This window comes from Nonomuraea sp. NPDC048882 (assembly GCF_040649755.1).
Classification (GTDB): domain Bacteria; phylum Actinomycetota; class Actinomycetes; order Streptosporangiales; family Streptosporangiaceae; genus Nonomuraea; species Nonomuraea maheshkhaliensis.
This window is the reverse complement of sequence record NZ_JBEZGB010000005.1, coordinates 1-23,607: the sequence shown is the minus strand read 5'-3', so window position 1 is coordinate 23,607 and position 23,607 is coordinate 1. Positions and strand designations below refer to the sequence as shown.

27 protein-coding genes and 1 tRNA gene are annotated in these 23,607 nt (G+C 68.6%); 24 read left to right on the top strand and 4 right to left on the bottom strand.

What is annotated here, in order from left to right; translation table 11 throughout:
- The first annotated feature begins 117 nt into the window (after positions 1 to 117).
- The 3 genes from AB0C27_RS18665 (at position 118) to AB0C27_RS18655 (ending at position 3,230) form a co-directional block, all read left to right on the top strand.
- Positions 118 to 1,389 carry an extracellular solute-binding protein gene (locus AB0C27_RS18665; protein WP_357845373.1) on the top strand — a complete coding sequence of 424 codons (1,272 nt, stop codon included), beginning with the start codon at positions 118 to 120 and terminating at the stop codon, positions 1,387 to 1,389.
- 63 nt (positions 1,390 to 1,452) lie between these two features.
- On the top strand, positions 1,453 to 2,337 hold the full coding sequence (locus AB0C27_RS18660; protein ID WP_346103328.1) for a sugar ABC transporter permease: 885 nt from the start codon (positions 1,453 to 1,455) through the stop codon (positions 2,335 to 2,337).
- Positions 2,337 to 3,230: a carbohydrate ABC transporter permease gene (locus AB0C27_RS18655; protein WP_357845368.1), complete on the top strand. Its 894-nt coding sequence runs from the start codon at positions 2,337 to 2,339 to the stop codon at positions 3,228 to 3,230. The genes AB0C27_RS18660 and AB0C27_RS18655 overlap by 1 nt, the downstream gene beginning before the upstream one ends.
- 70 nt (positions 3,231 to 3,300) lie before the next feature.
- Here AB0C27_RS18655 and AB0C27_RS18650 read toward each other — a convergent pair whose 3' ends face one another.
- Complete coding sequence (locus tag AB0C27_RS18650) at positions 3,301 to 4,047, bottom strand: methyltransferase domain-containing protein (protein WP_357845365.1); 747 nt, start codon at positions 4,045 to 4,047, stop codon at positions 3,301 to 3,303.
- A 124-nt stretch (positions 4,048 to 4,171) separates the two neighbouring features.
- On the opposite strand from AB0C27_RS18650, the gene AB0C27_RS18645 reads away from it, so the two are divergent.
- Entirely contained in the window at positions 4,172 to 4,711 is a 540-nt protein-coding gene (locus AB0C27_RS18645; RefSeq protein WP_346103334.1) for an RNA polymerase sigma factor, read from the top strand.
- Positions 4,698 to 5,489 (top strand): hypothetical protein, encoded by a 792-nt coding sequence (locus AB0C27_RS18640; RefSeq protein ID WP_357845361.1) that lies wholly within the window; start codon positions 4,698 to 4,700, stop codon positions 5,487 to 5,489. Before AB0C27_RS18645 ends, AB0C27_RS18640 begins: the two co-directional genes overlap by 14 nt.
- Here AB0C27_RS18640 and AB0C27_RS18635 read toward each other — a convergent pair.
- Complete coding sequence (locus AB0C27_RS18635; RefSeq protein WP_357845358.1) at positions 5,478 to 6,500, bottom strand: adenosine deaminase; 1,023 nt, start codon at positions 6,498 to 6,500, stop codon at positions 5,478 to 5,480. The genes AB0C27_RS18640 and AB0C27_RS18635 overlap by 12 nt on opposite strands.
- An 89-nt stretch (positions 6,501 to 6,589) precedes the next feature.
- Between AB0C27_RS18635 and AB0C27_RS18630 the strand changes: the two genes are divergently transcribed.
- The 4 genes from AB0C27_RS18630 to AB0C27_RS18615 are packed head-to-tail and all read left to right on the top strand — an operon-like array spanning position 6,590 to position 9,175.
- Positions 6,590 to 7,096, top strand: coding sequence for a SigE family RNA polymerase sigma factor (locus tag AB0C27_RS18630; RefSeq protein ID WP_357845355.1), 507 nt, complete (start codon positions 6,590 to 6,592; stop codon positions 7,094 to 7,096).
- The gene (locus tag AB0C27_RS18625; RefSeq protein ID WP_357845352.1) at positions 7,093 to 7,998 is read left to right on the top strand and encodes a PASTA domain-containing protein; all 906 of its coding nucleotides are present in this window, start codon (positions 7,093 to 7,095) and stop codon (positions 7,996 to 7,998) included. The genes AB0C27_RS18630 and AB0C27_RS18625 overlap by 4 nt, the downstream gene beginning before the upstream one ends.
- Before the next feature lie 29 nt (positions 7,999 to 8,027).
- Positions 8,028 to 8,630 (top strand): hypothetical protein, encoded by a 603-nt coding sequence (locus AB0C27_RS18620; protein ID WP_357845349.1) that lies wholly within the window; start codon positions 8,028 to 8,030, stop codon positions 8,628 to 8,630.
- 44 nt (positions 8,631 to 8,674) lie between these two features.
- Entirely contained in the window at positions 8,675 to 9,175 is a 501-nt protein-coding gene (locus tag AB0C27_RS18615) for a hypothetical protein (protein WP_357845347.1), read from the top strand.
- Positions 9,176 to 9,248: 73 nt separating this feature from the next.
- Here AB0C27_RS18615 and AB0C27_RS18610 read toward each other — a convergent pair whose 3' ends face one another.
- The gene (locus AB0C27_RS18610) at positions 9,249 to 10,457 is read right to left on the bottom strand and encodes a pyridoxal phosphate-dependent aminotransferase (RefSeq protein WP_357845344.1); all 1,209 of its coding nucleotides are present in this window, start codon (positions 10,455 to 10,457) and stop codon (positions 9,249 to 9,251) included.
- Between the two features lie 168 nt (positions 10,458 to 10,625).
- Between AB0C27_RS18610 and AB0C27_RS18605 the strand changes: the two genes are divergently transcribed.
- The 10 genes from AB0C27_RS18605 (at position 10,626) to rplL (ending at position 17,458) form a co-directional block, all read left to right on the top strand.
- Positions 10,626 to 10,698: transfer RNA gene (locus tag AB0C27_RS18605), tRNA-Trp, on the top strand.
- Positions 10,699 to 10,775: 77 nt separating this feature from the next.
- Positions 10,776 to 11,021, top strand: a complete 246-nt coding sequence (secE, locus tag AB0C27_RS18600; protein WP_181307797.1) for a preprotein translocase subunit SecE — start codon at positions 10,776 to 10,778, stop codon at positions 11,019 to 11,021.
- A 67-nt stretch (positions 11,022 to 11,088) separates the two neighbouring features.
- The gene (gene nusG, locus AB0C27_RS18595) at positions 11,089 to 11,859 is read left to right on the top strand and encodes a transcription termination/antitermination protein NusG (protein ID WP_106244320.1); all 771 of its coding nucleotides are present in this window, start codon (positions 11,089 to 11,091) and stop codon (positions 11,857 to 11,859) included.
- 118 nt (positions 11,860 to 11,977) lie between these two features.
- On the top strand, positions 11,978 to 12,409 hold the full coding sequence (gene rplK / locus AB0C27_RS18590) for a 50S ribosomal protein L11 (RefSeq protein WP_106244322.1): 432 nt from the start codon (positions 11,978 to 11,980) through the stop codon (positions 12,407 to 12,409).
- 65 nt (positions 12,410 to 12,474) lie between these two features.
- Positions 12,475 to 13,194, top strand: a complete 720-nt coding sequence (gene rplA, locus AB0C27_RS18585) for a 50S ribosomal protein L1 (RefSeq protein ID WP_346103347.1) — start codon at positions 12,475 to 12,477, stop codon at positions 13,192 to 13,194.
- Between the two features lie 546 nt (positions 13,195 to 13,740).
- Positions 13,741 to 14,241, top strand: coding sequence for a SigE family RNA polymerase sigma factor (locus AB0C27_RS18580; protein ID WP_357845339.1), 501 nt, complete (start codon positions 13,741 to 13,743; stop codon positions 14,239 to 14,241).
- A gap of 11 nt (positions 14,242 to 14,252) precedes the next feature.
- Positions 14,253 to 15,194, top strand: coding sequence for a hypothetical protein (locus AB0C27_RS18575; protein ID WP_357845337.1), 942 nt, complete (start codon positions 14,253 to 14,255; stop codon positions 15,192 to 15,194).
- Positions 15,195 to 15,405: 211 nt separating this feature from the next.
- Positions 15,406 to 16,230 (top strand): DUF1396 domain-containing protein, encoded by an 825-nt coding sequence (locus tag AB0C27_RS18570; protein ID WP_357845334.1) that lies wholly within the window; start codon positions 15,406 to 15,408, stop codon positions 16,228 to 16,230.
- Positions 16,231 to 16,469: 239 nt separating this feature from the next.
- Positions 16,470 to 16,994 carry a 50S ribosomal protein L10 gene (rplJ, locus tag AB0C27_RS18565; RefSeq protein ID WP_357845332.1) on the top strand — a complete coding sequence of 175 codons (525 nt, stop codon included), beginning with the start codon at positions 16,470 to 16,472 and terminating at the stop codon, positions 16,992 to 16,994.
- Positions 16,995 to 17,065: 71 nt separating this feature from the next.
- Entirely contained in the window at positions 17,066 to 17,458 is a 393-nt protein-coding gene (gene rplL, locus AB0C27_RS18560; RefSeq protein WP_185070580.1) for a 50S ribosomal protein L7/L12, read from the top strand.
- Positions 17,459 to 17,544: 86 nt separating this feature from the next.
- On the opposite strand, the gene AB0C27_RS18555 is transcribed toward rplL, so the two are convergent.
- The gene (locus AB0C27_RS18555; protein WP_357845329.1) at positions 17,545 to 17,937 is read right to left on the bottom strand and encodes a nuclear transport factor 2 family protein; all 393 of its coding nucleotides are present in this window, start codon (positions 17,935 to 17,937) and stop codon (positions 17,545 to 17,547) included.
- Between the two features lie 87 nt (positions 17,938 to 18,024).
- On the opposite strand from AB0C27_RS18555, the gene AB0C27_RS18550 reads away from it, so the two are divergent.
- From AB0C27_RS18550 to rpoB, 5 genes are all read left to right on the top strand, one after another.
- The gene (locus AB0C27_RS18550) at positions 18,025 to 18,588 is read left to right on the top strand and encodes a TetR family transcriptional regulator (protein WP_357845326.1); all 564 of its coding nucleotides are present in this window, start codon (positions 18,025 to 18,027) and stop codon (positions 18,586 to 18,588) included.
- Between the two features lie 121 nt (positions 18,589 to 18,709).
- A complete protein-coding gene (locus tag AB0C27_RS18545; RefSeq protein WP_357846624.1) occupies positions 18,710 to 19,711 on the top strand; it encodes an ABC transporter ATP-binding protein in 1,002 nt (333 codons plus the stop codon).
- Between the two features lie 242 nt (positions 19,712 to 19,953).
- Positions 19,954 to 20,454 (top strand): hypothetical protein, encoded by a 501-nt coding sequence (locus AB0C27_RS18540; RefSeq protein ID WP_357845325.1) that lies wholly within the window; start codon positions 19,954 to 19,956, stop codon positions 20,452 to 20,454.
- On the top strand, positions 20,451 to 20,948 hold the full coding sequence (locus tag AB0C27_RS18535) for a hypothetical protein (protein ID WP_357845323.1): 498 nt from the start codon (positions 20,451 to 20,453) through the stop codon (positions 20,946 to 20,948). The genes AB0C27_RS18540 and AB0C27_RS18535 overlap by 4 nt, the downstream gene beginning before the upstream one ends.
- A gap of 446 nt (positions 20,949 to 21,394) precedes the next feature.
- The coding region (gene rpoB, locus AB0C27_RS18530; RefSeq protein WP_357845320.1) for a DNA-directed RNA polymerase subunit beta at positions 21,395 to 23,607 on the top strand (2,213 nt) is incomplete at its 3' end.

The following is a 23,607-nucleotide window of genomic DNA, read 5'->3' as shown; positions in this document are numbered from 1 at the left end:
GCTTACGCTGGCGCAAACGCGGGCGAGCCGTTACTCGCGCGCCTCATCCCCCAGGGCTGGGTCCGCCGGCTGGTACGGACCAGCTCGGCCCGGCCCGACGAGAAGGCGGTATCTCCAGTGAACATCAAGCTTGTGAGCGGCGCCGCTCTCGGCCTTGCCACGATGCTGGTCCTGTCCAGTTGCGGCTCTGGCGGCTCCGGCGGAGGCGACGACACCCAGGCGTCGGGCGGCGGTGCGGTCACCCTGAAGATGGTCGCGGCCGACTACGGCGACGGCCCCGGCAAGCCGAACTCGGGCGAGACGTTCTGGAAGGGCGTCGTGGACGAGTTCCAGGCGGCCAACCCGAACATCAAGGTCGATGTCCAGGTCATCAACTGGAACGACATCGACAAGCAGGTCGCCACCATGATCCAGAACGGTCAGGTGCCCGACATCCTGCAGACCGGCGACTACTCCGGCTTCGTCGCCGACAAGCTCCTCTACAAGGTGGACGAGGTCCTGTCGCCGAACGTCTCGGGCGACATGCTGCAGAAGTTCGCCGAGTTCGGCAAGGTCGACGGCGCCGCGTACGGCATCCCGTTCGTCTCCTCCGCCCGCGCCCTGTTCTACAACAAGGACCTCTTCGAGAAGGCCGGCATCGCCGAACCGCCGAAGACGTGGGACGAGCTCAAGGCCGCCGCCGAGAAGCTGAAGGGCGCCGGCGTGACGCAGCCGTTCGGCCTGCCGCTCGGCCAGGAGGAGGCCCAGGCCGAGTCGTTCCTGTGGATGCTGGGCAACGGCGGCGGTTACAAGGACGCCTCCGGCAAGTGGGCGATCAACTCGCCGCAGAACGTCGAGACGTTCACGTACGTGAAGGGCCTGGTCGACGCCGGCCTGACCACCCCCAACCCGGGCACCAAGGACCGCAAGACGGTCTGGGAGGACTTCGGCGCGGGCAAGGTCGGCATGGTCAACGGCGGCCCCATGTCCATCCCGATCTTCGACGCGGCCGGCCTGAAGAACTACGGCGTCGTGCCGATCCCCGGCAAGGCCGGGCCGCTCGACACCACGCTCGGCGTCATGGACTGGATCATGGCGTTCAACAAGAACGGCCACGCCGCCGAGATCAAGAAGTTCTTCGACTTCTTCTACACCGGCAGCGCCGCCCAGAAGATCTCCGACACCTACAAGCTGCTGCCCGTCACCAACGGCGGCATCCAGAAGCTGTCGAGCGACGAGAAGCTCAAGCCGTTCCTCGACGCGCTGCCCAACGCCAGCTTCTACCCCTTCCAGGACCCCAAGTGGGCCGAGGTGAACCCGGCCATCAAGCAGACCATCGGCGGCGCCGTCAAGGACGACCCCGCCAAGGTCCTCGGTGAGCTGCAGAAGACCGCCGAAGCGGCCGGCTGATCCAGCGGGACACGGATACGGCCGGCGCGCGCCGTCGGCCGTATCGTCCTGGAAAGGTGTCTGATGAGAAGATTGCGCGCCCTGGAGCCCCTGGCCTGGGTCGGGCCCGCCATCGTCCTGATCGCCCTCGTCGTGCTCTGGCCCGTGATCGAGATGATCAGGTCCTCGTTCCTGGAGATCAGCCGGCTCGGCGTGGAACGCGGCTACACCGGCTTCGCCAACTACGAGAAGCTGTTCGGCGAGAAGGACTTCGCGGACATCATGGTCCGCAGCGTGATCTGGGTCGTCGCCGTCGTGGTGCTCACCGTGCTGTTCTCGCTGGCCCTGGCGCAGCTGTTCAACCAGCGCTTCCCGCTGCGCAAGGTGGCCCGCTGGGCGCTCATCGCGCCCTGGGCCGCGTCGGTGCTCATGACCGCGATCATCTTCAAGTGGATGCTCGACCCCGAGGTCGGCGTGATCAACCAGATCCGGCTGAAACTCGGGTGGATCGACGCCATGGGCGGAGCCGCCGCCGACCAGCTCGGTGACGCCTCCACCGCCATGCCGTGGCTGGTGTTCGTCGCGGTGTTCGTGTCGGTGCCGTTCACCACGTACGCGCTGCTGGCCGGGCTCGCCACGATCCCCGCCGACGTGTACGAGGCCGCCCGCATGGACGGAGCAGGACGCCTGCGGACGTACTGGTCGATCACGCTGCCGCTGCTGCGCCCCGCGCTCACCGTGGCCGCGCTGATCAACGTCATGAACGTCTTCAACAGCTTCCCGATCATCTGGGCCATGACGCACGGCCAGCCCGGCTACTCCACGGCCACGTCGACGATCCTCATGTACATCCTCAAGGGCTCCGACATCGGCGAGTCGGCCGCCATGTCCGTCGTCAACTTCGGCATGGTGATCGTGCTGACCGTGATCTTCCTGCGGGTGTCGCGGTGGAACAAGGAGGTGGCGTGATGGCCGTCAAGACCGCGCCGTCGCGGACCAGGCCACACCACCACGCCCGCGCCGGCCGGGGCGGCGGCGTCGCCGGCGCCATGCCCAAGGTCAAGACCGTCCTCGTCGCGGGCACCGCCTACGTCGTCTCGCTGCTGTTCCTGTTCCCGTACGTGGTCATGCTGCTGACCTCGCTGCGCTCCCAGGACTCGCTGCGCGAGGTGACGTTCTGGCCGCGTGAGTGGATCTGGTCGAACCTCGCCGACTTCTGGGGCACCGGCCTGGCCGTCAACCTCTGGGTCACGATCAAGGTGGCGGCCGGCTCGACCGTGCTCGTGCTGCTGGTGGCGCTGCCCGCCGCGTACTACTCGGCCCGGCACCAGTTCAAGGGCCGCACCGCGTTCCTGGTGCTCGTCCTGATCACGCAGATGTTCCAGCCCACGGCCATGGTCGTCGGCATCTACCGCGAGTTCTTCCAGTTCGGGCTGGTGGACTCGATCTGGGCGCTGATCCTGGTCAACGGCGGGTTCAACCTGGCGTTCGCGGTGTGGATCCTGAACGCGTACTTCGCCTCCATCCCGCGTGAGCTGGAGGAGGCGGCCTTCATCGACGGCAACGGGCGCTTCGGCGCGCTGTTCCGGATCACGCTGCCGCTGGCCATGCCCGGCGTCATCACCGCGCTGATCTTCACGTTCATCGCCGCGTGGAACGAGTTCGTGGTCGCGCTGACCCTGACCACGACCACGGCCAACCAGCCGCTTCCCGTGGCGCTCAACTCGTTCATCGGGCAGTACCAGGTGGACTGGCAGAACCTGTTCGCCGGCTCGGTGATCGCCACCATCCCGGTGATCATCCTGTTCGCCCTGATCGAGCGGAAGGTGGTCGGCGGCCTGACCGCCGGCTCCATCAAGTAGACCGCCCGGCCGCCCCCGGTGACCCCTGGGCGCGGCCGGGCGTCTTCACGTGGCTTCGGGGCGGGCCGCCTCAGTCCTGCTTGGGCTGGGGCACACGGGCCACGCAGAACACCGTCTGGCCGAACGGCGGTGTGATGAACCGCTCGATGAAGCGCGTCGTCGGCACCACCGTACGGTCGTAGATCTTGACCAGCCGCGGGTCCGGATAGCCCACGCCGCCCCGGCGCACCGCCGCCCACCAGGCGATGCCGCCCAGGAAGTTGATCGGCTTGAGCACCTCGACGTCCAGCCCCGCCTTGGCCACCGTCGTGCCGAGCGTCTTGGGCGTGTAGCGCTGGACGTGACCCACCTTGCGGTCGAAGTCACCGTAGAGCTGCGGATATCCCGGCACCCAGATGATGATCCGGCCGCCCGGCTGCGTGACGCGCGCCAGCGAGCGCAGCGCCTCGGCGTCCTCCTCGATGTGCTCCAGGACGTTCATCATGACGACGGTGTCGACCTTGTCGTCCAGCGGGATGTCCGTCGGCAGGCCGAACTGCAGGACGCTGATGTCGTCGCGGTCGGCGAAGCGCTTCTCCAGCTGCTCGACGCAGTAGGGGTCGAAGTCGCTCACGACCAGGCGGTCGAGACGCGGCATGAACTGCTCGGCGAAGTGGCCCAGCCCCGAGCCGATCTCCAGCATCGAGCGGCCGACATGCGGGGCGACCATGTCGAACTCGTACTGCCGGTAGTTCTTGGCCTCGTCCCCACCCAGGTGGTTCTCCAGGGCCTCGTCACCGGCCGCCGGTTGCACTACACGGTCATACCCAGAAGACATATTCCCGTTCCTTCAAGGGGCTCATGGATTGCCCGAGTCTAATGCCCCGCATCGTCATGAGGATGACACGATCAGCGAAACGCCCTTTCCCAACTGCCCGGGATGCGGTGGAATCTGACTCGTCATGGACGACGACGAGGCGGTTACGCGCTCGCTCGACGGTGACCTGGCCGCCTACGAGGTGCTGGTCGCCCGCTACAGCGCGCTCGCCCACCGTACCGCCGCCATGCTGGGAGCGGGGGACGAGGCGGAGGATGTCGTCCAGGAGGCGTTCGTCAAGGCGTTCCGGCACCTGCCGAGCTTCCGCAGGGACGCGCCGTTCCGGCCGTGGCTGCTGCGCATCGTGGCCAACGAGACCCACAACCTGACCCGCTCGCGCGGGCGGCGCTCCGACCTGGCGCTGCGCCTCGCCGCCGGCGCCGACCCGGTCGCGCCCGACGACCCCGAGGGGGCCGCCGTGGCCACCGACCGGCGCTCGCGGCTGCTGGCCGCCGTACGCGGGCTGCCGGAACGGGAACGTCAGGCGGTCGTCTGCCGGTACTTCTTACAGCTGAGCGAGGCGGAGACCGCGCAGGTGCTCGACTGGCCCGTCGGCACCGTCAAGTCCAGCACGCACCGGGGGCTGGCCCGGCTGAGGGAGGAGGTGGGCGGTGAACTCGCGTGAACCCTTCGACGACCTGGAGGCCGAACTCGTCGCGCTCGGCGACCTCCTCGACACGCCCACACCCCCTCCCACCGACGTCGCCGCCGCCGTCCGCGCCCGCCTCGAACAGCCCGGCCCGGCTCCCGAGTCCGATCCCGACCCGGCGCACGGGCCGATCGCCACGCCGGTAAGGCCGCATCCCCGGGCGCTGGGGCGGCGTGGGAGGCGGTGGGTGGTCGTGGCGGCCGTGGTCGTCGCCGTCGTCACCGTCACGGCCGCCACCCCCCAGGGCCGCGCCGCCGTGGCGTACATCCTGCGCTTCGCCGGCATCGAGCTGCAGGTCGGGGACACCCCGCCCCCGCCCGTCACCACCACGGCCGGGCTCCCAGGGGAGCACACCGTGCCGCCGTCCGCCGTCGCGGGCCAGGCGCGCTTCCCGGTCAGAACCCCTTCCGCCCTCGGCCCCCCGCAACGGGTGACGGTCTCCGACGGTGGCAGGGTGGTGTCGATGTTCTGGCCGGACGGCATCCGGCTCGACCAGTTCGACGGCGCCATGGACCCGTACTTCTTCAAGAAGCTCGGCCCGCCCTACCCCGACCACGCGATGGTCGGCGGGCGCTCGGCCTGGTGGCTCCCCGGCGCGCACCCCCTCGGCTACATCCGCCGCCAGGACGGCACCGAGGTCCCGCTCCGCCAGGCCGCCCCCACCCTCGTCTGGCAGCAGGGCACGCTCAACTACCGCCTGGAGGGCGCGGGGAGCAAGGAGGAGGCCGTCCGCGTCGCCGAGTCACTCGGGTGACGACGTCAGCCAGTCGTCCACACCCTTGAGCAGTTCCTTGCGCACCGTCTCGGGGGCGGTGGACGAGCGTACGGACTGGCGGGCCAGCTCGGCCACCTCCGCGTCGCTGAACCCGTAGACGTCCCTGGCCAGCTCGTACTGCCGCAGCAGCCGCGTACCGAACAGCAGCGGGTCGTCGGACCCCAGCGCGATCGGCACCCCCGCGTCGAACAGCCGGCGCAGCGGCACGTCGGCGGCCTGCTCGACCACCCCCAGCCCCACGTTGGAGGTGGGGCAGATCTCGCAGCAGATCTGCCGGTCGGCCAGCCGCTGCATCAGCCAGTCGTCCTCGGCCGCGCGCACGCCGTGGCCGACCCGGTCGGCGCCCAGGTCGTCGACGCACTGCGCGACGCTGCGCGGCCCCATCAGCTCGCCGCCGTGGGGCATGGCCCGCAGCCCGCCGCGCTTGGCGATCCTGAACGCCCGCTCGAAGTCTCTCGCCTGGCTGCGCCGCTCGTCGTTGGACAGCCCGAAGCCGACCACGCCCTTGTCGGTGTACTGGACGGCCAGCCGGGCCAGCGTGTTCGCGTCGAGCGGATGACGGGTCCTGTTCGCCGCCACGATCACCGCGATCCCGATGCCCGCGTGCGTGGCCGCCTGGTGCACCGCGTCCAGCATCAGCTCCAGCGTGGCCGTCAGCCCGCCGAAGCGCTGGGCGTACCCCGAGGGGTCGACCTGGATCTCCAGCCACCGCGACCCGGCCGCCACCTCGTCCTCGGCCGCCTCGCGCAGGAGCCGGTAGACGTGCTCGGGACGGGTCAGCACGGACCTGGCGATGTCGTACAGGCGCTGGAACCTGAACCAGCCCCGCTCGTCGGTCGCCCGCAGCTTCGGCGGCCAGTCCTGCTCCAGCGCGTCGGGCAGATGCAGCCCCTGGTCCCTGGCCAGCTCGATCAGCGTCGAGTGCCGCATCGAGCCGGTGAAGTGCAGATGAAGATGGGCCTTGGGAAGGGCATGTAGGGGCCGTGGCATCTGCATATCTTGCCACTCAACCTCCGGGCGGGTCGGCGCGTTGGGGAGGGCGAAAGGGGACCCTCGCTGATGACAGATGCTGATGACAGATGCTGATGACAGATGACGACGAGGCGGCCTTCGACGACTTCCTGGCCGCCAGGAGCACCTCGCTGCTGCGCACCGCGATCCTGGTCTGCGGGGCGACGCCGCACGACGCCGAGGACCTGGTCCAGCACACGCTGGAGAAGGTCTACCGGAACTGGCCGCGCATCCGGGGCGACAACCCCGAGGCGTACGCGCGGAAGATCGTCGTGAACGCGGCGATCAGCAGAGCGCGGCGGCGCAAGGTCATCAAGGAGATCATGTTCGCCCGGCCGCCGGATACCGCCGCGGACTCACCCGACCTCGACCTGCGTGACGCGCTCATCCGGGAGCTGCGCAGGCTGCCGCCCAGGATGCGGGCCGTGCTCGTGCTGCGCTACTGGGAGGACCAGTCGGAGCAGTCCACCGCCGCCCTGCTCGGTTGCTCGGTGGGCACGGTCAAGAGCCAGGCGGCGCGCGGGCTCGCCAGGATCCGCGAACACATGGACATGGCAGAGGAAGTGAGCAGATGACGATCGAGGACGACCTGGCCGACGCCATGCGCGCGCACGTCGCCGGCGTGCGGGCCGCGCCCGGCCTGGGATCGGCCGTACGCGGCCGGCATCGGGCCCGAGTGCTCAGGCTCCGCGCGGCCGGCGCGGCGCTCATCACCGCCGCGGTGGCGGTGGCCGTACCGGTGACGCTGGACCACCTACCGCTGGGCGGCGGGGACGCCGCCGCCCGTCAGGACCGGGTCATGGTGCGCGACGACGTGACCGTTCCCGACGTGACGGGCAAGAGCGCGGCGCAGGCCGCGCGGATCCTGCGCGAGGCCGGGCTGCGGGCCGAGTTCTCCGGATCGGAGATCCTGAACGACCTGGTGCTCACGCAGCGGCCGCCCGCCGGAGAACGGGCCGCTCCCGGCGACCACGTCAGGCTCACCCTCGCGCCGCGCGACAGACCGCCCCAGGACCTTGGCGACCTGGGCGACGGGCGCGAGTTCGGCGGCATCCGCCTCGGCTATCTGCCCGAAGGGCTCGTATGGGGCAAATGGTCGGCCAAGGACAGGTTCGGCAAGCACAGCTACACCACCAGCTTCCAGCGGCCGGACGCCGATCACGGCACGTTCGCGGTGCAGGTGTTCGTGTTCACGGGCGAGGCCGCCAGGCAGGCCGTCGAGAAGTTCCCCGGGCAGGGGGAGGCCGAGCGCGTGGACGTCGGTGGCAGGCGGGCGTGGCTGGCGACCGTCGCCGACGGTGGCGAGGTCGTGCCGCGGGGCACCGAGCGCGGGCTGCTCACGATCGGCTGGGAGGTGCGTGACGACCTGGTCGTCCAGGTGTGCCTGGAAGCCGGCTACAGCGAGGAGATCGACGGCGAGGCCGAGTTGCGCAGAATCGCTGAGGGCGTACGTCCCGACCGGCCGAACGTACGGTAGGGAGGGCTCGGGCGGGGGATCATGGGGGGATGATCCCCGAGGGACACGAGCTCGGCCAGGGCGCCCGCGCGGCTCTGGCGGCGATGGCGCTGGGCGTGACGGCCCTCATCATCTACGGGCTCTTCTCCTCGGGCTTCGGCCGCCCGCCCCGCCTGGCCCTGCCCACCCCGCGCCCCGCGCCCGTACCGACCTCCGAGGAGCCGGGGGCGGCGGCGGGGGCGGTGGGGCCGCGGCCGGTCAGGGCGCTCGCGGTGGTCTCCGGCGATCTGTGGCTCACCCACCTGCCCTCGGGTCTCGAACGCGTCGGTGGCGGCGTCCTCGCGCGGCGGCCCGGGGTCGAGAGCGGGGCCTGGGCCAGGTTCGGCGGAGCGGGCCGGTTCGTCGAGATCCAGATCGAACACGGCACGATCGCCGCCGGCTGGGACCGCTACCGTAAGCGCGTCGCCATGTCGGCCGCCCGTCCCGTCACCGTGCGCGGCAGACCGGCCCTGGCCGGCCGGCATCCCGACGGCGGCCGGGTGATCGTCTGGCTCGAACGTCCCGGCACGGGCGCGTGGGTCAGGGTCGGCGATCCGCTCAGTGACGATCTCGTCGCTATTGCCGCCTCCATCAGGGCTCGTGTAGGAGACTAGGAGCCCTTTCCCCCGGTAATCCGCTCACGTCAAAGGGGAGGTCGATGCGGCGGCTGGCAGCGGTGCTCCTCATGTTCACGCTGACGGCGTGCGGCGTCGGCGGCGACCCCACGCCGCCGCTTCAGGCGACCCTGCCCCCGCCCAAGCCGGTCATCACCCGCAAGAACATGGCCTCGCTGTCCTGCGACGACACCAAGGTGCACGTGCCCGCCGAGATCCCCGGGCTCGACGACGCCGGCAGGTTCGCCCGTCTCGACTCGCTCAGGCAGCGGCTCAAGGTGCGCGGCCGGATCTGGCGCGAGGACGACGAGCGCGTGTACGTCGGCGTGGTGTGCGGGGTCCAGACGGCCGAACGCTTCTCCACGCTGGTGGCCAGGTCGACGCTGACCCTGTACCAGGGCAAACCGGCGCTGCGCTGGATCACACGTACGGGCATGCGCAACTTCATGTGGCTGGAGCGGCCGGGCACCGCCGTCTACATCGGCGCGACGCCCGGCCTGGCCACGGAGATCAGGTTGATCGCCGCCGACATCACCGCGGCCTGACCCGGCCCCGCCACCACCGCTTCCCTTCGCGGCCCCGACCAGGTCGGAACCGCGCGAACCGGCCCTGAACGGATCAGCGGGCCTCGGACAGCAGCTTGCTCAGCCGGCTGACGCCCTCGACCAGGTCCTCGTCACCCAGCGCGTAGGACAGCCGGAAGTAACCCGGCGTGCCGAAGGCCTCGCCCGGCACCACGGCCACCTCGGCCTCCTCCAGGATCAGCTCCGCCAGCTCGGCGGACGACCGGGGCCGCCGGCCGCGCAGCTCCTTGCCGATCAGCTCCTTGACCGAGGGATATGCGTAGAACGCCCCCTTCGGTTCCGGGCACAACACGCCCGGGATCTCGTTCAGCATCCGCACCATCGTCTGACGACGGCGGTCGAACGCCTCGCGCATCTCCGCCACCGCCGACAGGTCGCCGGAGACCGCCGCCAGCGCGGCGATCTGCGCCACGTTGGAGACGTTGGAGGTGGCGTGCGACTGCAGGTTGGTCGCGGCCTTCACCACGTCGGACGGGCCGATCAGCCAGCCCACGCGCCAGCCGGTCATCGCGTACGTCTTGGCCACGCCGTTGAGGATCACGACCTGGTCGCCCAGCTCGGGGACGGCGGTGGCGATGCTGGTGAACTCGGCGTCGCCGTAGATCAGGTGCTCGTAGATCTCGTCGGTGACCACCCACAGGCCGTGCTCCGCCGCCCAGCGGCCGATCGCGATCGTCTGCTCGCGCGAGTAGACGGCGCCCGTCGGGTTGGACGGCGAGACGAACAGCAGCACCTTCGTCCGCTCGGTGCGGGCCGCCTCCAGCTGCTCGACGCTCGCCAGGTAGCCGGTGGACTCGTCGGTCACGACGTCGACCTGGACGCCCCCGGCCAGCTTGATCGCCTCGGGGTAGGTCGTCCAGTAGGGGGCCACGACGAGGACCTCGTCGCCCGGGTCGAGCAGCGTCGCGAACGCCTGGTAGACGGCCTGCTTGCCGCCGTTGGTGACGAGCACCTGCGAGGGCTCGGCCGCGTAGCCGGAATCGCGCAGCGTCTTGGCCGCGATCGCCTTCTTCAGCTCGGGCAGCCCGCCGGCGGGCGTGTACTTGTGGAACCGCGGGTCGCGCGCCGCCTCGATCGCCGCCTCGACGATGTAGCCGGGCGTCGGGAAGTCGGGCTCGCCGGCGCCGAAGCCGATGACGGGCCGTCCTTCGGCCTTCATCGCCTTCGCCTTGGCGTCCACGGCGAGCGTGGCGGACTCGGAAATCGCGGAAATTCTCGCGGAGATGCGGGGTCGGGTGGACATGCGTCCATGTTCCCACGCGGCCCACACGCGGGCGTGACCTGGGCGATCAGGTTTTGGTTCGACGTACCGGGCAATCCCCCGTATGCTTTCGCCTGGTCCTTCCGCCGCATGTCGGCGAGCGGTTCGGTCCAGGCAGTGAGTCGATCAGGGTAGTCTGGTCAACGACATAGGGCACTGGCGCAATTGGTAGCGCACCGGTCTCCAAAACCGGCGGTTGGGGGTTCGAGTCCCTCGTGCCCTGCGAGTGCGGTCCGCGCAATGCTTGGCGTGTAAGCGCGCCGCAATACTGCGTTGGATACGACGGATCAGGTGAGGACTGTGGCGATCGACACGCGCGGCGAGACCGCAGACAAGCCTAGTGGCGACAAGAAGGCGCGCACGACTCCTGCCCTCTTCTACCGGCAGGTCGTCAACGAGCTTCGTAAGGTCATCTGGCCGACACGCAAGGATCTCATCACCTACACCACGGTCGTTCTGATATTCGTTCTGATCATGGTTGCGATCGTGTACGGGCTCGACAGTGCCCTGGGATGGGCGGTCCTCCGCGTCTTCGGCGGATCCTGACCGAGACTCCGGCGGTGGTCGCCTGACGGGGTCGCCATTCGATTACCACGAAAGAGGAAGAGTCACCGTGTCCGAGTCTTCAATTCCGGCTGACGGGTCCCGCGACGAGTGGGGCGACGAGCTGGAAGAGGCCACTGAGGAGTCCGCCGAGGCGGCTCTGGAAGAGGCCGAGGTCGAGGAGAGCGACGAGGAGGCGGCCGAGGTCGAGGCTTCCACCGTCGACGACGACGGTGAGGAACTTCCCGAGGTCGACCCCGTCGAGGAGTTCAAGAGCTCGCTGCGTGGTCAGCCCGGCGAGTGGTACGTCATCCACTCCTACGCCGGTTACGAGAACCGGGTGAAGTCCAACATCGAGAGCCGCAACGTCTCGCTCAACATGGAGGACTACATCTACCAGGTCGAGGTGCCCACGCACACCGTCCAGGAGTTCAAGAGCGGCAAGAAGGTCCCGGTCAAGGAGCGGGTGCTGCCCGGCTACGTGCTGGTGCGCATGGAGCTGACCGACGAGTCCTGGGCCGCCGTGCGTAACACGCCCGGCGTGACCGGCTTCGTCGGCCTGTCCAACAAGCCGAGCCCGCTCAGCCTCGACGAGGTCGCCAAGCTGCTGGCGCCCGAGCCGACGGAAGAGGCCAAGAAGGCCACCACCAAGGCGTCCGCGGGCCCGACGGTCGAGTTCGAGATCGGCGAGTCCGTCACGGTCATGGACGGCCCGTTCGCGACGCTGCCCGCCTCGGTGAGCGAGATCAGCCCCGAGTCGCAGAAGCTCAAGGTGCTCGTGTCGATCTTCGGCCGGGAGACCCCGGTGGAGCTCTCGTTCAACCAGGTCTCGAAGATCTGAGACGATCACATACACTTAGACGTTCGGCTGGCCGCCTCACGCGAAGGGCGGCCTCCGACATGTCAGGGGCGCACCCGCGACCCTGACGGCATCGCAATCAGGACCCGGAGAAGGACTAATGCCTCCGAAGAAGAAAATCGCCGCATTGGTGAAGGTCCAGCTTCCCGCTGGACAGGCCACCCCGGCGCCGCCCGTGGGTACCGCCCTCGGTCCCCACGGCGTCAACATCATGGACTTCGTCAAGCAGTACAACGCTGCGACGGAGGCTCAGCGGGGCAACATCATCCCCGTTGAGATCACCATTTTCGAAGACCGCAGCTTCACCTTCATCACGAAGACGCCGCCGGCGCCCGAGCTGATCAAGAAGGCCCTGGGTCTCGACAAGGGCAGCGCGGTCCCGCACCGCGACAAGGTCGGCAAGCTGAGCCGCGAGCAGCTGCGCAGCATCGCCGAGACGAAGATGCCCGACCTCAACGCCAACGACATCGAGGCGGCCGAGAAGATCATCGCCGGCACCGCCCGGTCGATGGGCATCACCGTCGCCGACTGAGACCTTTCCCCGTAGTCGTGGGAGGGCCGGCACCGCGATCGGCCCGGACACCACAAGGAGTCAACATGCAGCGCAGCAAGGCGCACAAAGACGCGGCCGCCAAGATCGACCGCGACAAGCTCTACACGCCCGTCGAGGCCGCGAAGCTGGCCAAGGAGACGTCGACCACCAAGTTCGACGCCACCGTCGAGGTCGCACTCAGGCTCGGCGTCGACCCTCGCAAGGCCGACCAGATCGTGCGCGGCACGGTCAACCTTCCGCACGGCACCGGTAAGACCGCCCGGGTCCTGGTCTTCGCGACCGGCGACCGTGCTGAGGCGGCCCGCGAGGCGGGCGCCGACATCGTCGGCGCCGACGAGCTGATCGACGAGATCTCCAAGGGCAACCGGCTCAACGAGTTCGACGCCGTGGTCGCCACGCCGGACCTGATGGGCAAGGTCGGCCGCCTCGGCCGCGTCCTCGGCCCGCGCGGTCTCATGCCCAACCCGAAGACCGGCACCGTGACGCCCGACGTCGCCAAGGCCGTGACGGAGATCAAGGGCGGCAAGATCGAGTTCCGCACCGACCGGCAGGCCAACCTGCACTTCATCATCGGCAAGACGTCGTTCGGCGAGCGCCAGCTCATCGAGAACTACGCCGCCGCCCTCGACGAGGTGCTCCGTCTCAAGCCGTCGGCGGCCAAGGGCCGTTACCTGAAGAAGGTCACCTTCTCCACGACGATGGGCCCGGGCGTCCCGGTCGACCCCAACGTCACCCGCGGCCTCACGGCCGAGCTGGAGAGCTGACCGCTCCCCGCAGAGCTTCACTTACGCCCCCGTCCGGTTCTTCCGGGCGGGGGCGTTCTGCGTCCTCGACCCTTTTCGGGGCTGATCGACTGACCGGGGCGGGAGCCGCCACCGACCCGTATCCGCAGAGTCGCGGATGGCTGACCGGACCGCTGCCGGGCCTGTCTCTGTCGGGGCAGTCTCCGTCGTGCCGCTGCTGGGTTGCCGCGCCGGGCGGGCCCCACAAAGCCGTCTTCGTTGTGGCGTCGCCGGACGACCGGGCCGCCTCTGCTGGCTGTGCCTTCGTTTGGAGCTCTCCGGGTGTGTAGGTCGGCTGCCGTCTTCGGCGGGCTGCCAGACTGCGGTGTCGCGGCCGCTGGTCGTCTGGGGTGGGCTTCCGGAGGGCGGTGCCGACAGGTCGTCCGCGACGGGCTCCGGAGGACGGTGGTGCCGGTCGTTCGCGAGGGTTTCCCGAATGGGGTGATGTAACTCGTTCGCAGAGGCTGTCAACCGAATGTGCCGGCCGGCCGGTAGTCATCGCTGGAGCCGATGAGACGGAGATGACTGATGGATGACGGGTTCGCCGAGTACGTGGCGCACCGCCACTTACGGCTGTGCCGGATGGCGTACCTCCTGACCCGGGACTGGGGCACGGCTGAGGATCTGGTGCAGACGGCGCTGGCCAAGGCGTGGGTGGCCTGGCGGCGGATCGAGGGGAATCCTGACCCGTACGTGTATCGGATCATCGTGAACACCCACGCCTCGTGGTGGCGGCGGCTGTGGCGGGGTGAGGTGCCGGTTGAGACCTTTCCCGAGACGGCCGATCCGCGCGATCAGACCGCCGTGGCGGACGACCGGGCGGCGCTGTGGAACGCCATCGGCGCCCTGTCGCCGCGTCAGCGGGCGGTGATCGTCCTGCACTACTTCGAGGGGCGCACGCTCGCCCAGGTCGCCGACATCGTCGGTTGCTCGCTGGGCGCGGTCAAGAGCCAGCTCGGCAGGGCCCTGACCCGTCTCAGGGTCGATCCGGACATCCGCACGATGCACCTTGAGGAGCTGCAGCGATGAGGGAGACAGCGATGAGGCGTACGGAGAGCGGCCTGCGCGCGCTGCTGGAGGAGCGCGCCAACGACGGGGCCGGCGCGGAACCGAGCCCGCACCTTGACCGGATCGTCCGGCGGGGGCGTCGGACGCGTGCGACCAGGCGGGTGCTGAGCGCCGGAGCGGCACTGGCGGCCACCGCCACCGCCACCGCCGCCGTCCTGCTGACGGGCTCCATCACGGGCACGGGTCTCGTCCGTCCGGATGAACGGGCCGCGGTGGGTCGGCAGCCCGACTCCGCGCAGGTCGAGACGGGCCCCGAGCTTCCCGAGACCTACCCCATCGTCCTCGGAGCCAAGAGGTACTCCATCCCCCTCCTGCACGCCGAGCGCTTCACCACGACGGGCGTGGGCAGGACGGTGACGTTCACCCCGACGAGCACCGACACCGGCTTCAAGGTGGTCTGCGGCGACCCGAACGCCTGGCTCGTCCTCTCGGGCCCGCTCAAGGGCGGCGAACGAGGCGGCACGTCCGGGCGGTGCGGGAACGGGGGAGGGGGCCATCACGACCATCTCTCCGCGCCCACCGGATGGCTCAAGGGCCCGCAGAAGATACAGGTGTGGGTCTTCCCCCCGGACGCGCCCGTCGTCGAGGTCGCCGAGCAGCTCGGCCGCTGCCTGCGGGTCCCGGCTCCGGGGCCGTGCAACGAGGAGGCGGCCGGGCGTGCGCTCTTTCACAAGGACGTGCGCGAACGGCTCTCGGCGAAGGTGGGCGAGCAGCCCGGCACGTGGGCGGTCGGCGTGTACGACCACCCGCCCGTCGGCACCTTCGCGACCACCACGAGCCCATCCCCGACCGCAGGTTCGTCCGAGTCCGCAGGTTCGTCCGCGACCACTGGTTCGGCTGCGTCTACTGGCTCGTCCGCGACCTCAGACCTGTCCGCGACCTCAGACCCGACCGCGACCACACGCCGTCCGTGACCTCACGGGCGAATCGCGGGACTTCGCGGGACTTCGCGGGACTTCGCGGGACTTCGCCGGATCCGTACGTCGGCACGATCTTGCAGGTGAGGGCGGCTACGGCGGGAATTGTGTGGGAAGTGTGCGCGCCGTGTGAGGGATAACCCTGGGTTTTCCCTTATTTGTGAGGGGAAGACGCCACAGCGGGACGACATAAACGTAAGGTCAAAACATGCTGAAGCGCACGATAAGTATGACCGCGGCCGGAGCCGCGCTAGTCGTAGCCGCGGTCGCCGGTTGTGGATCGAACGCGCAGCCCATCCAGGTCAACCTGGCCGCCTCAGAAGTGCTCGCGCAGGCCGCGCAGAAGACGTCGGAGGTCACCAGCTACACGGTCGACGCCGTGGTGAACGTCTCGCACGGGCAGGAGGGCGACGGCAAGGTGCAGGGCCGCATGCTCTACCAGAGCAAGCCCGAGCTGGCCGCCGACCTCACGCTGGACACCATCGACATGGGCGGGCGGAGCGTTCCCGGTGGCGTGCGGGCGGTGCTGCAGGGCGACACCGTGTACGTCAAGGTCGAGGCGCTGAAGGAGCTCCTGGGAGCCACCAAGCCGTGGATCAAGGTCTCGCTGAGCGAGATGGGCGGCGACTCGGCGCAGGTGAACCAGTACCTCACCCAGATCCAGCAGTTCGACCTCGGCAACATGACCAAGCTGGTCACGGCCTCGCAGGACGTCAAGTCCGTCGGGACCGAGAGCGTCAACAACGAGGACACGACCCACTACAGCGGGACGTTCCCCGTCGACGTGGCCGTGCAGCAGCTGCCGGCCGACAAGCAGGAGCAGGCCCGCGAGAACCTGGCCGAGCTGAAGGACGTCAAGTTCGACATCTGGGTGGGTGCCGACGGGCTGCCGCGCAAGCTCGCGCTGAACGGCTCCAAGGAGGGCGCCACGCTCGACGCCACCCTGTTCTTCAAGGACTTCAACAAGGCCGTCAACATCCAGACGCCGCCCGCCGACCAGGTCGGAGAGCTGCCCAAGGGTACGAACAACTGAGAGCGATTTGGAAACTCGGCGATCAACACGTAGTGTGGTCGTTGCCGAAGACCGCCGGTCGTCGTCAGGTGCCTCAAAGCCTGGCGACCGAAGGATCCACATTCTGTGGACGGCCCGCGCAGGTGTGATACGAGTTTCCCATATGGAGTGATCCATGTGCGTGAAGCCCCGTGCGCCCTGCGCCCGGGGCTGTTCTCATTTCTGGGCCCTTCGCCGGTGGCACATCTGGAAGGAGGCCCATGGCGAGGGCGGATAAGGCGACAGCGGTTGCCGAGCTCAAGCGTGAGTTCGAAGGCAGCGCCGCCGCCGTTCTGACCGAGTACCGCGGTCTCACCGTCGCGCAGCTCAAGGAGCTGCGCATTTCTCTCGGTGGGAATGCGAAGTTCGCCGTGGCGAAGAACACCCTGACCAAGATCGCGGCCACTGAGGCCGGTCTTGCGGGCCTCGACGGCCTGCTCGCCGGTCCGACCGCGATCGCCTTCGTCAACGGTGACGTTGTCGAGGCGGCCAAGGGTCTGCGTGACTTCGCCAAGGCCAATCCCCTTCTGGTGATCAAGGGCGGCGTCCTCGACGGCAAGACGCTCGACGCCTCCGAGATCACCAAGCTCGCCGACCTCGAGTCCCGCGAGGTTCTCCTCGCGAAGCTGGCCGGTGCCATGAAGGCCAAGCAGAGCGCCGCCGCCGCGGTGTTCGCCGCTCTGCCCACGCAGATGGCCCAGCTGGCCGACGCCCTTCGTGCCAAGCGCGAAGAGTCCGGCGAGTAACACGGGGGTTGCCGCACATACCGCGGTCCCGTTCCTAGTTTTCTGCAAGTCCTAAACGTAAGGAAAACATCATGGCGAAGCTCAGCACCGACGAGCTGCTCGACGCGTTCAAGGAGATGACCCTCCTTGAGCTGTCCGAGTTCGTGAAGCAGTTCGAAGAGGTCTTCGACGTCAAGGCCGCCGCGCCCGTCGCGGTCGCCGCCGCCCCCGCCGCCGCCGGTGGTGGCGAGGCCGCCGCGGTCGAGGAGCAGGACGAGTTCGACGTCATCCTCGAGGCCGCCGGCGACAAGAAGATCCAGGTCATCAAGGAGATCCGCGCCCTCACGTCCCTGGGCCTCAAGGAGGCCAAGGACCTGGTGGACGGTGCTCCGAAGCCGGTCTTCGACGGCAAGGTCAACAAGGAGCAGGCGGAGAAGGCCAAGGCTGCCCTCGAGGGCGCCGGCGCCACCGTCACCGTGAAGTAATTCACGCAACGGCTCTTCGGAAAGAGGCGGACACACCCTGGTGCCGGGTGTGCCGCCTCTTTTCGCGTTCCGGGCCCATTCAATATTCAGCCCGCGGCGGCGCGTACCCGGTCGATGGCGCTGGTGTCCATGTAGTCCCTGGTGTGCGTGATGCGCCCGTTCCTGATCCTGAGCACCAGCAGGCCCGGGACGGTGATCGTGCGGCCGCCCGCCGCCACGTGCGTGTCCTGTTCCACCACCACGACCTCAGGGTCCTCGGTACGGTGCAGCGCCACTCGCCGCACCTCCCTGGCCTCGAACGGCGAGGCGCCCCACATGGCGCGGTATCCGGCGCGCACCGCCTCCCGCCCCTCGAAGGCCGGCAGCCCGCCGAACGGGAACTCGTGCAGCCCGTCCTCCGCGTACAGGTCGGCCAGCTCGTCGGCCGACTTGTGCACCATGGCCGCGTGGTAGCCGGTGACGATCTCCTCGATGGACATGACGAACCCCATTTCGCTCAACAGGCGTTGACTCAACGAGCGTAGAGCGAATCGAATGGTTCGGTCAACGCGGGTAGAGTCAGGCGCGTGAGCGAGCGACCGCTGCCGCGGGCCGAGAGGCGGCGCAGGACAGAAGGCCGGATCCTCGACGCCGCCAGGTCGCTCTTCGCCGAGGTCGGCTACGAACGCGCCACCATCAGGGGCGTCGCCAGGGCGGCGGAGGTGGATCCCGCCCTCGTGATGCAGTACTTCGGCAGCAAGCAGGAGCTCTTCCAGCGCGCCGTGCGCGTGACGCCGGTGGCCGAGGGCGAGCGGGACGCGGACGGGATGGTCGAGGAGTTGCTCGGCACACTGTCGGCCAAGATGGGGGAGCTGCCCCAGAGCTCCCTGGCCATGATGCGTTCGATGCTGACCCATCCCGAGGCCGCCGCGTCGGCGCGCGAGGTGCTGGGCGGGCAGATCGACCGGCTCGCCGCGGCGACGCCCGGCGCGGACGCGCGGCTGCGCGCGGCGCTGATGACGCTCGTCATGCTGGGCGTCACGGTCGGGCACCAGCTCCTGGAGCTGGACGAGCTGCGCGACGTGCCGCGCGAGGAGATCGCCCGCCTGCTGCGTCCCGCCCTGCGCGCGCTGGCCGACCAGGATGCCTGATAACCGCCCGGTAACAAGCTATTGGATGGCGGTCCAATTCGCCGCGACGCCGTTACGGTGAGGGCAGCGCCGAAGCCGGGCGCAATCCCCTGAAATCCCGGGAAACGTCGGGAAGGTGACAGTGGGCGTCGAGGTCGTGGTCGATGGGCTGACCAAGTCGTTCGGTCGGCAGGTCATCTGGGAGGACGTCTCGCTGACGCTGCCCCCGGGCGAGATCTCGGTGCTGCTCGGCCCCTCGGGCACCGGCAAGTCGGTCTTCCTCAAGACGCTCGTGGGCCTGCTGCGGCCCGACCGCGGCCACATCTGGATCGACGGCTACGACCTGGCCAACTGCAGGGAGGACAAGCTCTACGAGCTGCGCCGCCTTTTCGGCGTGCTGTTCCAGGACGGCGCGCTGTTCGGCTCGCTCAACCTGTACGACAACATCGCCTTCCCACTGCGCGAGCAGACCAGGAAGAGCGAGAGCCAGATCCGCCAGATCGTCATGGAGAAGGTGGAGCTGGTCGGCCTGCGCGGCGCCGAGACCAAGCTGCCGGGGGAGATCTCGGGCGGCATGCGCAAGCGGGCGGGGCTGGCCAGGGCGCTGGTGCTGGATCCGGAGATCATCCTGTTCGACGAGCCCGACTCGGGTCTCGACCCGGTGCGCACGGCCCTGCTCAACCAGCTCATCGTGGACCTGAACGCCGAGATCGAGGCGACGTTCCTGATCGTGACCCACGACATCAACACCGCCCGCACGGTGCCCGACAACATCGGGATGTTGTTCCGCAGGGAGCTGGTCATGTTCGGCCCCCGCGAGATGCTGCTGTCCAGCGACGAGCCGGCGGTGCGGCAGTTCCTGAACGCCAGGAAGCACGGCCCCATCGGCATGTCGGAGGAGAAGGACGTCTCCGAGCTGGAGGCCGAGGCGCAGCTGGGGCACGACCCCGGGGCGCTGCCGCCGATCCCGCCGCAGCTCATGCCCGGCGGGAACCGGATCCGCCGCACCCAGAAGCCGCCGGGCACGTGGCTGGCGGCCAACGGCGTGATCCCGCCGCAGGGGTCGTTCGTGGACGAACGCGGCCGCAACTGGCTGGAGGAGTACCCCCGCCTGGTCAACGCCCACTTCCACGGGATCGGCTGAACAGCCGCCGGGTGTCATCCCAGGACCCTAAGGGCGCGTACGGCGCTCAGCGGGCCTCTGAGGGCCGTCTGGAGGCATTCGCGGGAAATCCGACGGCCTTGCCCGATTCCCCGAGGAAAGCTTCCTGAGCCTTGAGGGGCGCTCCGGGCCTCCACTCATGCCGCCTGCGTCGATTCGCGGACTTCGCGAGCGGGTGTCGCGTTATGATCCGGCACGCGACCAGCCAGGAGGGGGTGGGCACCATGAACGGACTCGCCGTTCGGCCCGCTCGCATCCTGATCGCGGCGCTCAGCGGGATACTGGCGGCACTCGTCGGCACCGGCGTGTGGATCGCCGCCCAGGCGCGCGACGAGCAGGGCAGGGCGGGTGACAAGCAGGCGGTGCTGCTCGCGGCGGGCGTGCACGCCAAGAACCTGGTCTCGCTCGACTACCGGACGGTGGCGGCCGACCTGCGGCGCATCGTCGACACCTCGACGGGGCCGGCCAGGGCCGAGTACACCGCCACCGCGGCCAAGCTCGAATCGACCACGGTCGAGAACAAGGTCGTCCAGCACGGCGTGCTGCGCGCGACCGGCCTGGTCTCGATGACCGCGACCGCGGCCAAGGTGCTGGTGGTGGCCGACGTGGAGATCCGCTGGGACGGCTCGAAGAGCGCGCCGCAGGACCGGTTCTACCGCTGGCGGATGGACCTGAGCAAGGTCGGCGGGCTGTGGCTGGTGTCGAAGGTGGTGCAGGTGACGTGAGGCTCGTCACGATCGTGCTGCTGGGCGCCCTCGTCCTCGTGGCGGGGGTGATGGTGCCGACCATGTGGGTCAATTTGAGCGACCTGCGCGCGGCGGAGGCGGCCGCGGCGGAGGCGACGGTCGCGGCCAAGAAGGTCGCGCCCGAGTTGCTCTCGTACGACTACCGGACGATTGAGGAGGATCTGGCTCGCGCGGGGACGTTCACGACGGGCGACCTGACCGGGCACTACAAGGAGCTGAGCAAGAGCCTGGCGTCCCGCGCCAAGGCGCAGAAGATCGTGCAGACGGTGGACGTGACAGACGTTGGAGTCGAGCACGCCGAGCCCGGCCGGGTAGAGGTTCTGCTCTTCATGAACACTGGTACGGTCAAGGAGATCCCGGGTAAAGAAGGACTCCAGCGGGAGTTCACCCAGAACCGGGCAAGGTTCGTCATGGTGCGGCAAGAGTCGCGCTGGCTGGTGGCGGGCCTGTCCACCCTCCTGGGTACGGCATGAGGGCCCCAGAGATCGCGGGCGCGTCGCTTCCTTCAATTGTTACCAAAAATCAGGTTTAGCGAAGCCTTTGGCGGGGGTATCCCAGTCACTGCAACACCGGTTGTCGGCATGGGTTCGGCCCCCGGTGTGACAGAGCGTTAACCGCCCCCGTTCGCGGGTATCGTCTTGGGCCTGGCGGTAGGCGATCAGTCACACAGGGGAGAAAACCCAGCGTCCGGGCCCTGAGTCGGCTAAAAGTCGGGCTTGTGGGCTTGACGTTTCCGCCTGAACGGGCGATGCTGCGACCAACGTGGAGCATGCAGCGAGGGTGAAGTGGACAGGCGTGTGCCGTTCGGCTACACTGCCCCTTTGCGCTGCCCTTTGACGACCCGTGATGCTTGCTCACGTTGCGAGGTTGTCTGGCGTGCGTGTAGTCAGTCCGCCGCGAGCCCTCGGAAGGACATCTGTTGGCAGCCTCGCGCAACGCCTCCGCCGTACCCGCTGGTCCCCGTCGCGTCTCTTTTTCGCGCATCCAGGAGCCTCTCGAAGTTCCTGATCTTCTGGCCCTGCAGACCGAGTCTTTCGACTGGTTGCTCGGCAACGAGAAGTGGAAGGCCCGGGTAGAGGCGGCTCGCCAGGCCGGGCGCAAGGACGTCCCGACCCAGTCGGGCCTCGAAGAGATCTTCGAAGAGATCAGTCCCATCGAGGACTTCTCGGGGACCATGTCCTTGTCGTTCCGCGACCACCGGTTCGAGCCGCCCAAGTACTCCGTAGACGAGTGCAAAGACAAGGACATGACCTTCTCCGCCCCGATGTTCGTGACGGCGGAGTTCATCAATAACACCACCGGTGAGATCAAGAGCCAGACGGTGTTCATGGGCGACTTCCCGCTCATGACCCCGAAGGGCACCTTCATCATCAACGGCACCGAGCGTGTCGTGGTCTCGCAGCTGGTCCGTTCGCCCGGTGTCTACTTCGAACGCAATGTCGACAAGACCTCGGACAAGGACCTCTACGGCTGCAAGGTGATCCCCTCGCGGGGTGCCTGGCTGGAGTTCGAGATCGACAAGCGCGACAGCGTCGGTGTGCGCATCGACCGTAAGCGCAAGCAGGCCGTCACCGTGCTGCTCAAGGCACTGGGCTGGACCAACGAGAAGATTCTCGAGCGGTTCGGCCAGTACGAGTCGATGCGGGCCACCCTGGAGAAGGACCACACGGCCGGCCAGGACGACGCCCTGCTCGACATCTACCGCAAGCTGCGGCCCGGTGAGCCGCCGACCAAGGAGTCGGCGCAGACCCTGCTGGAGAACCTCTACTTCAACCCCAAGCGGTACGACCTGGCCAAGGTGGGCCGCTACAAGATCAACAAGAAGCTCGGCGTCGACGCCGAGATCACGCACGGCACCCTGACCGAAGACGACATCGTCGCCACCATCGAATACATCGTCCGCCTGCACGCGGGCGAGGAGTCGATGCCGGGCGCCGGCGACCGTGAGGTCATCGTCGAGGTGGACGACATCGACCACTTCGGCAACCGCCGCCTGCGCAGCGTCGGCGAGCTCATCCAGAACCAGGTCCGGCTGGGCCTGGCCAGGATGGAGCGCGTCGTGCGCGAGCGGATGACGACGCAGGACGTCGAGGCGATCACGCCGCAGACCCTGATCAACATCCGGCCGGTCGTGGCGTCGATCAAGGAGTTCTTCGGCACCTCGCAGCTGTCGCAGTTCATGGACCAGACCAACCCGCTGGCCGGCCTGACGCACAAGCGGCGTCTGTCCGCGCTGGGCCCCGGTGGTCTGTCCCGTGAGCGGGCCGGCTTCGAGGTCCGTGACGTGCACCCGTCCCACTACGGCCGGATGTGCCCGATCGAGACCCCTGAAGGCCCGAACATCGGCCTGATCGGCTCGCTGGCCTCCTACGGGCGGATCAACGCCTTCGGCTTCGTCGAGACGCCTTACCGCAAGGTCGTCGACGGCAAGGTGACCGACCAGATCGACTACCTCACCGCCGACGAGGAAGACCGCTACGTCAAGGCGCAGGCCAACACGACGCTCAACTCCGACGGCTCGTTCGCCGAGCCCCGCGTCCTGGTCCGCACCAAGGGCGGTGAGACCGAGCTCGCCCGTGCCGAGGAGGTCGACTACATCGACGTGTCGCCGCGCCAGATGGTGTCGGTGGCCACCGCGATGATCCCCTTCCTCGAGCACGACGACGCCAACCGCGCGCTCATGGGCTCCAACATGCAGCGCCAGTCGGTGCCGCTGCTCAAGAGCGAGGCGCCACTGGTCGGCACCGGCATGGAATACCGTGCCGCGACCGACGCCGGTGACGTCATCAGCGCCGAGAAGGCCGGTGTGGTGGAGGAGGTCTCCGCCGACTACATCACCGTGATGAACGACGACGGCACCCGCACCACCTACCGGGTGGCGAAGTTCAAGCGCTCCAACCAGGGCACGAGCTTCAACCAGAAGCCCATCGTGGCCGAGGGCGACCGGGTCGAGGTCAACCAGGTCATCGCCGACGGCCCCTGCACCGACAACGGTGAGATGGCGCTCGGCAAGAACCTGCTCGTGGCGTTCATGCCGTGGGAGGGCCACAACTACGAAGACGCGATCATCCTGTCCCAGCGGCTGGTCCAGGACGACGTCCTGTCCTCGATCCACATCGAGGAGCACGAGGT

Excerpts from the sequence above, each read along its gene's own strand:
- AB0C27_RS18660 (WP_346103328.1), top strand. The coding sequence starts at position 1,453 with ATGAGAAGATTGCGCGCCCTGGAGCCCCTGGCCTGGGTCGGGCCCGCC.
- AB0C27_RS18655 (WP_357845368.1), top strand. The coding sequence starts at position 2,337 with ATGGCCGTCAAGACCGCGCCGTCGCGGACCAGGCCACACCACCACGCC.
- AB0C27_RS18650 (WP_357845365.1), bottom strand. The coding sequence starts at position 4,047 with ATGTCTTCTGGGTATGACCGTGTAGTGCAACCGGCGGCCGGTGACGAG.
- AB0C27_RS18645 (WP_346103334.1), top strand. The coding sequence starts at position 4,172 with ATGGACGACGACGAGGCGGTTACGCGCTCGCTCGACGGTGACCTGGCC.
- AB0C27_RS18635 (WP_357845358.1), bottom strand. The coding sequence starts at position 6,500 with ATGCCACGGCCCCTACATGCCCTTCCCAAGGCCCATCTTCATCTGCAC.
- AB0C27_RS18630 (WP_357845355.1), top strand. The coding sequence starts at position 6,590 with ATGCTGATGACAGATGACGACGAGGCGGCCTTCGACGACTTCCTGGCC.
- AB0C27_RS18625 (WP_357845352.1), top strand. The coding sequence starts at position 7,093 with ATGACGATCGAGGACGACCTGGCCGACGCCATGCGCGCGCACGTCGCC.
- AB0C27_RS18620 (WP_357845349.1), top strand. The coding sequence starts at position 8,028 with ATGATCCCCGAGGGACACGAGCTCGGCCAGGGCGCCCGCGCGGCTCTG.
- AB0C27_RS18615 (WP_357845347.1), top strand. The coding sequence starts at position 8,675 with ATGCGGCGGCTGGCAGCGGTGCTCCTCATGTTCACGCTGACGGCGTGC.
- AB0C27_RS18610 (WP_357845344.1), bottom strand. The coding sequence starts at position 10,457 with ATGTCCACCCGACCCCGCATCTCCGCGAGAATTTCCGCGATTTCCGAG.
- rplK (WP_106244322.1), top strand. The coding sequence starts at position 11,978 with ATGCCTCCGAAGAAGAAAATCGCCGCATTGGTGAAGGTCCAGCTTCCC.
- rplA (WP_346103347.1), top strand. The coding sequence starts at position 12,475 with ATGCAGCGCAGCAAGGCGCACAAAGACGCGGCCGCCAAGATCGACCGC.
- AB0C27_RS18580 (WP_357845339.1), top strand. The coding sequence starts at position 13,741 with ATGGATGACGGGTTCGCCGAGTACGTGGCGCACCGCCACTTACGGCTG.
- AB0C27_RS18575 (WP_357845337.1), top strand. The coding sequence starts at position 14,253 with ATGAGGCGTACGGAGAGCGGCCTGCGCGCGCTGCTGGAGGAGCGCGCC.
- AB0C27_RS18570 (WP_357845334.1), top strand. The coding sequence starts at position 15,406 with ATGCTGAAGCGCACGATAAGTATGACCGCGGCCGGAGCCGCGCTAGTC.
- rplJ (WP_357845332.1), top strand. The coding sequence starts at position 16,470 with ATGGCGAGGGCGGATAAGGCGACAGCGGTTGCCGAGCTCAAGCGTGAG.
- rplL (WP_185070580.1), top strand. The coding sequence starts at position 17,066 with ATGGCGAAGCTCAGCACCGACGAGCTGCTCGACGCGTTCAAGGAGATG.
- AB0C27_RS18555 (WP_357845329.1), bottom strand. The coding sequence starts at position 17,937 with ATGTCCATCGAGGAGATCGTCACCGGCTACCACGCGGCCATGGTGCAC.
- AB0C27_RS18540 (WP_357845325.1), top strand. The coding sequence starts at position 19,954 with ATGAACGGACTCGCCGTTCGGCCCGCTCGCATCCTGATCGCGGCGCTC.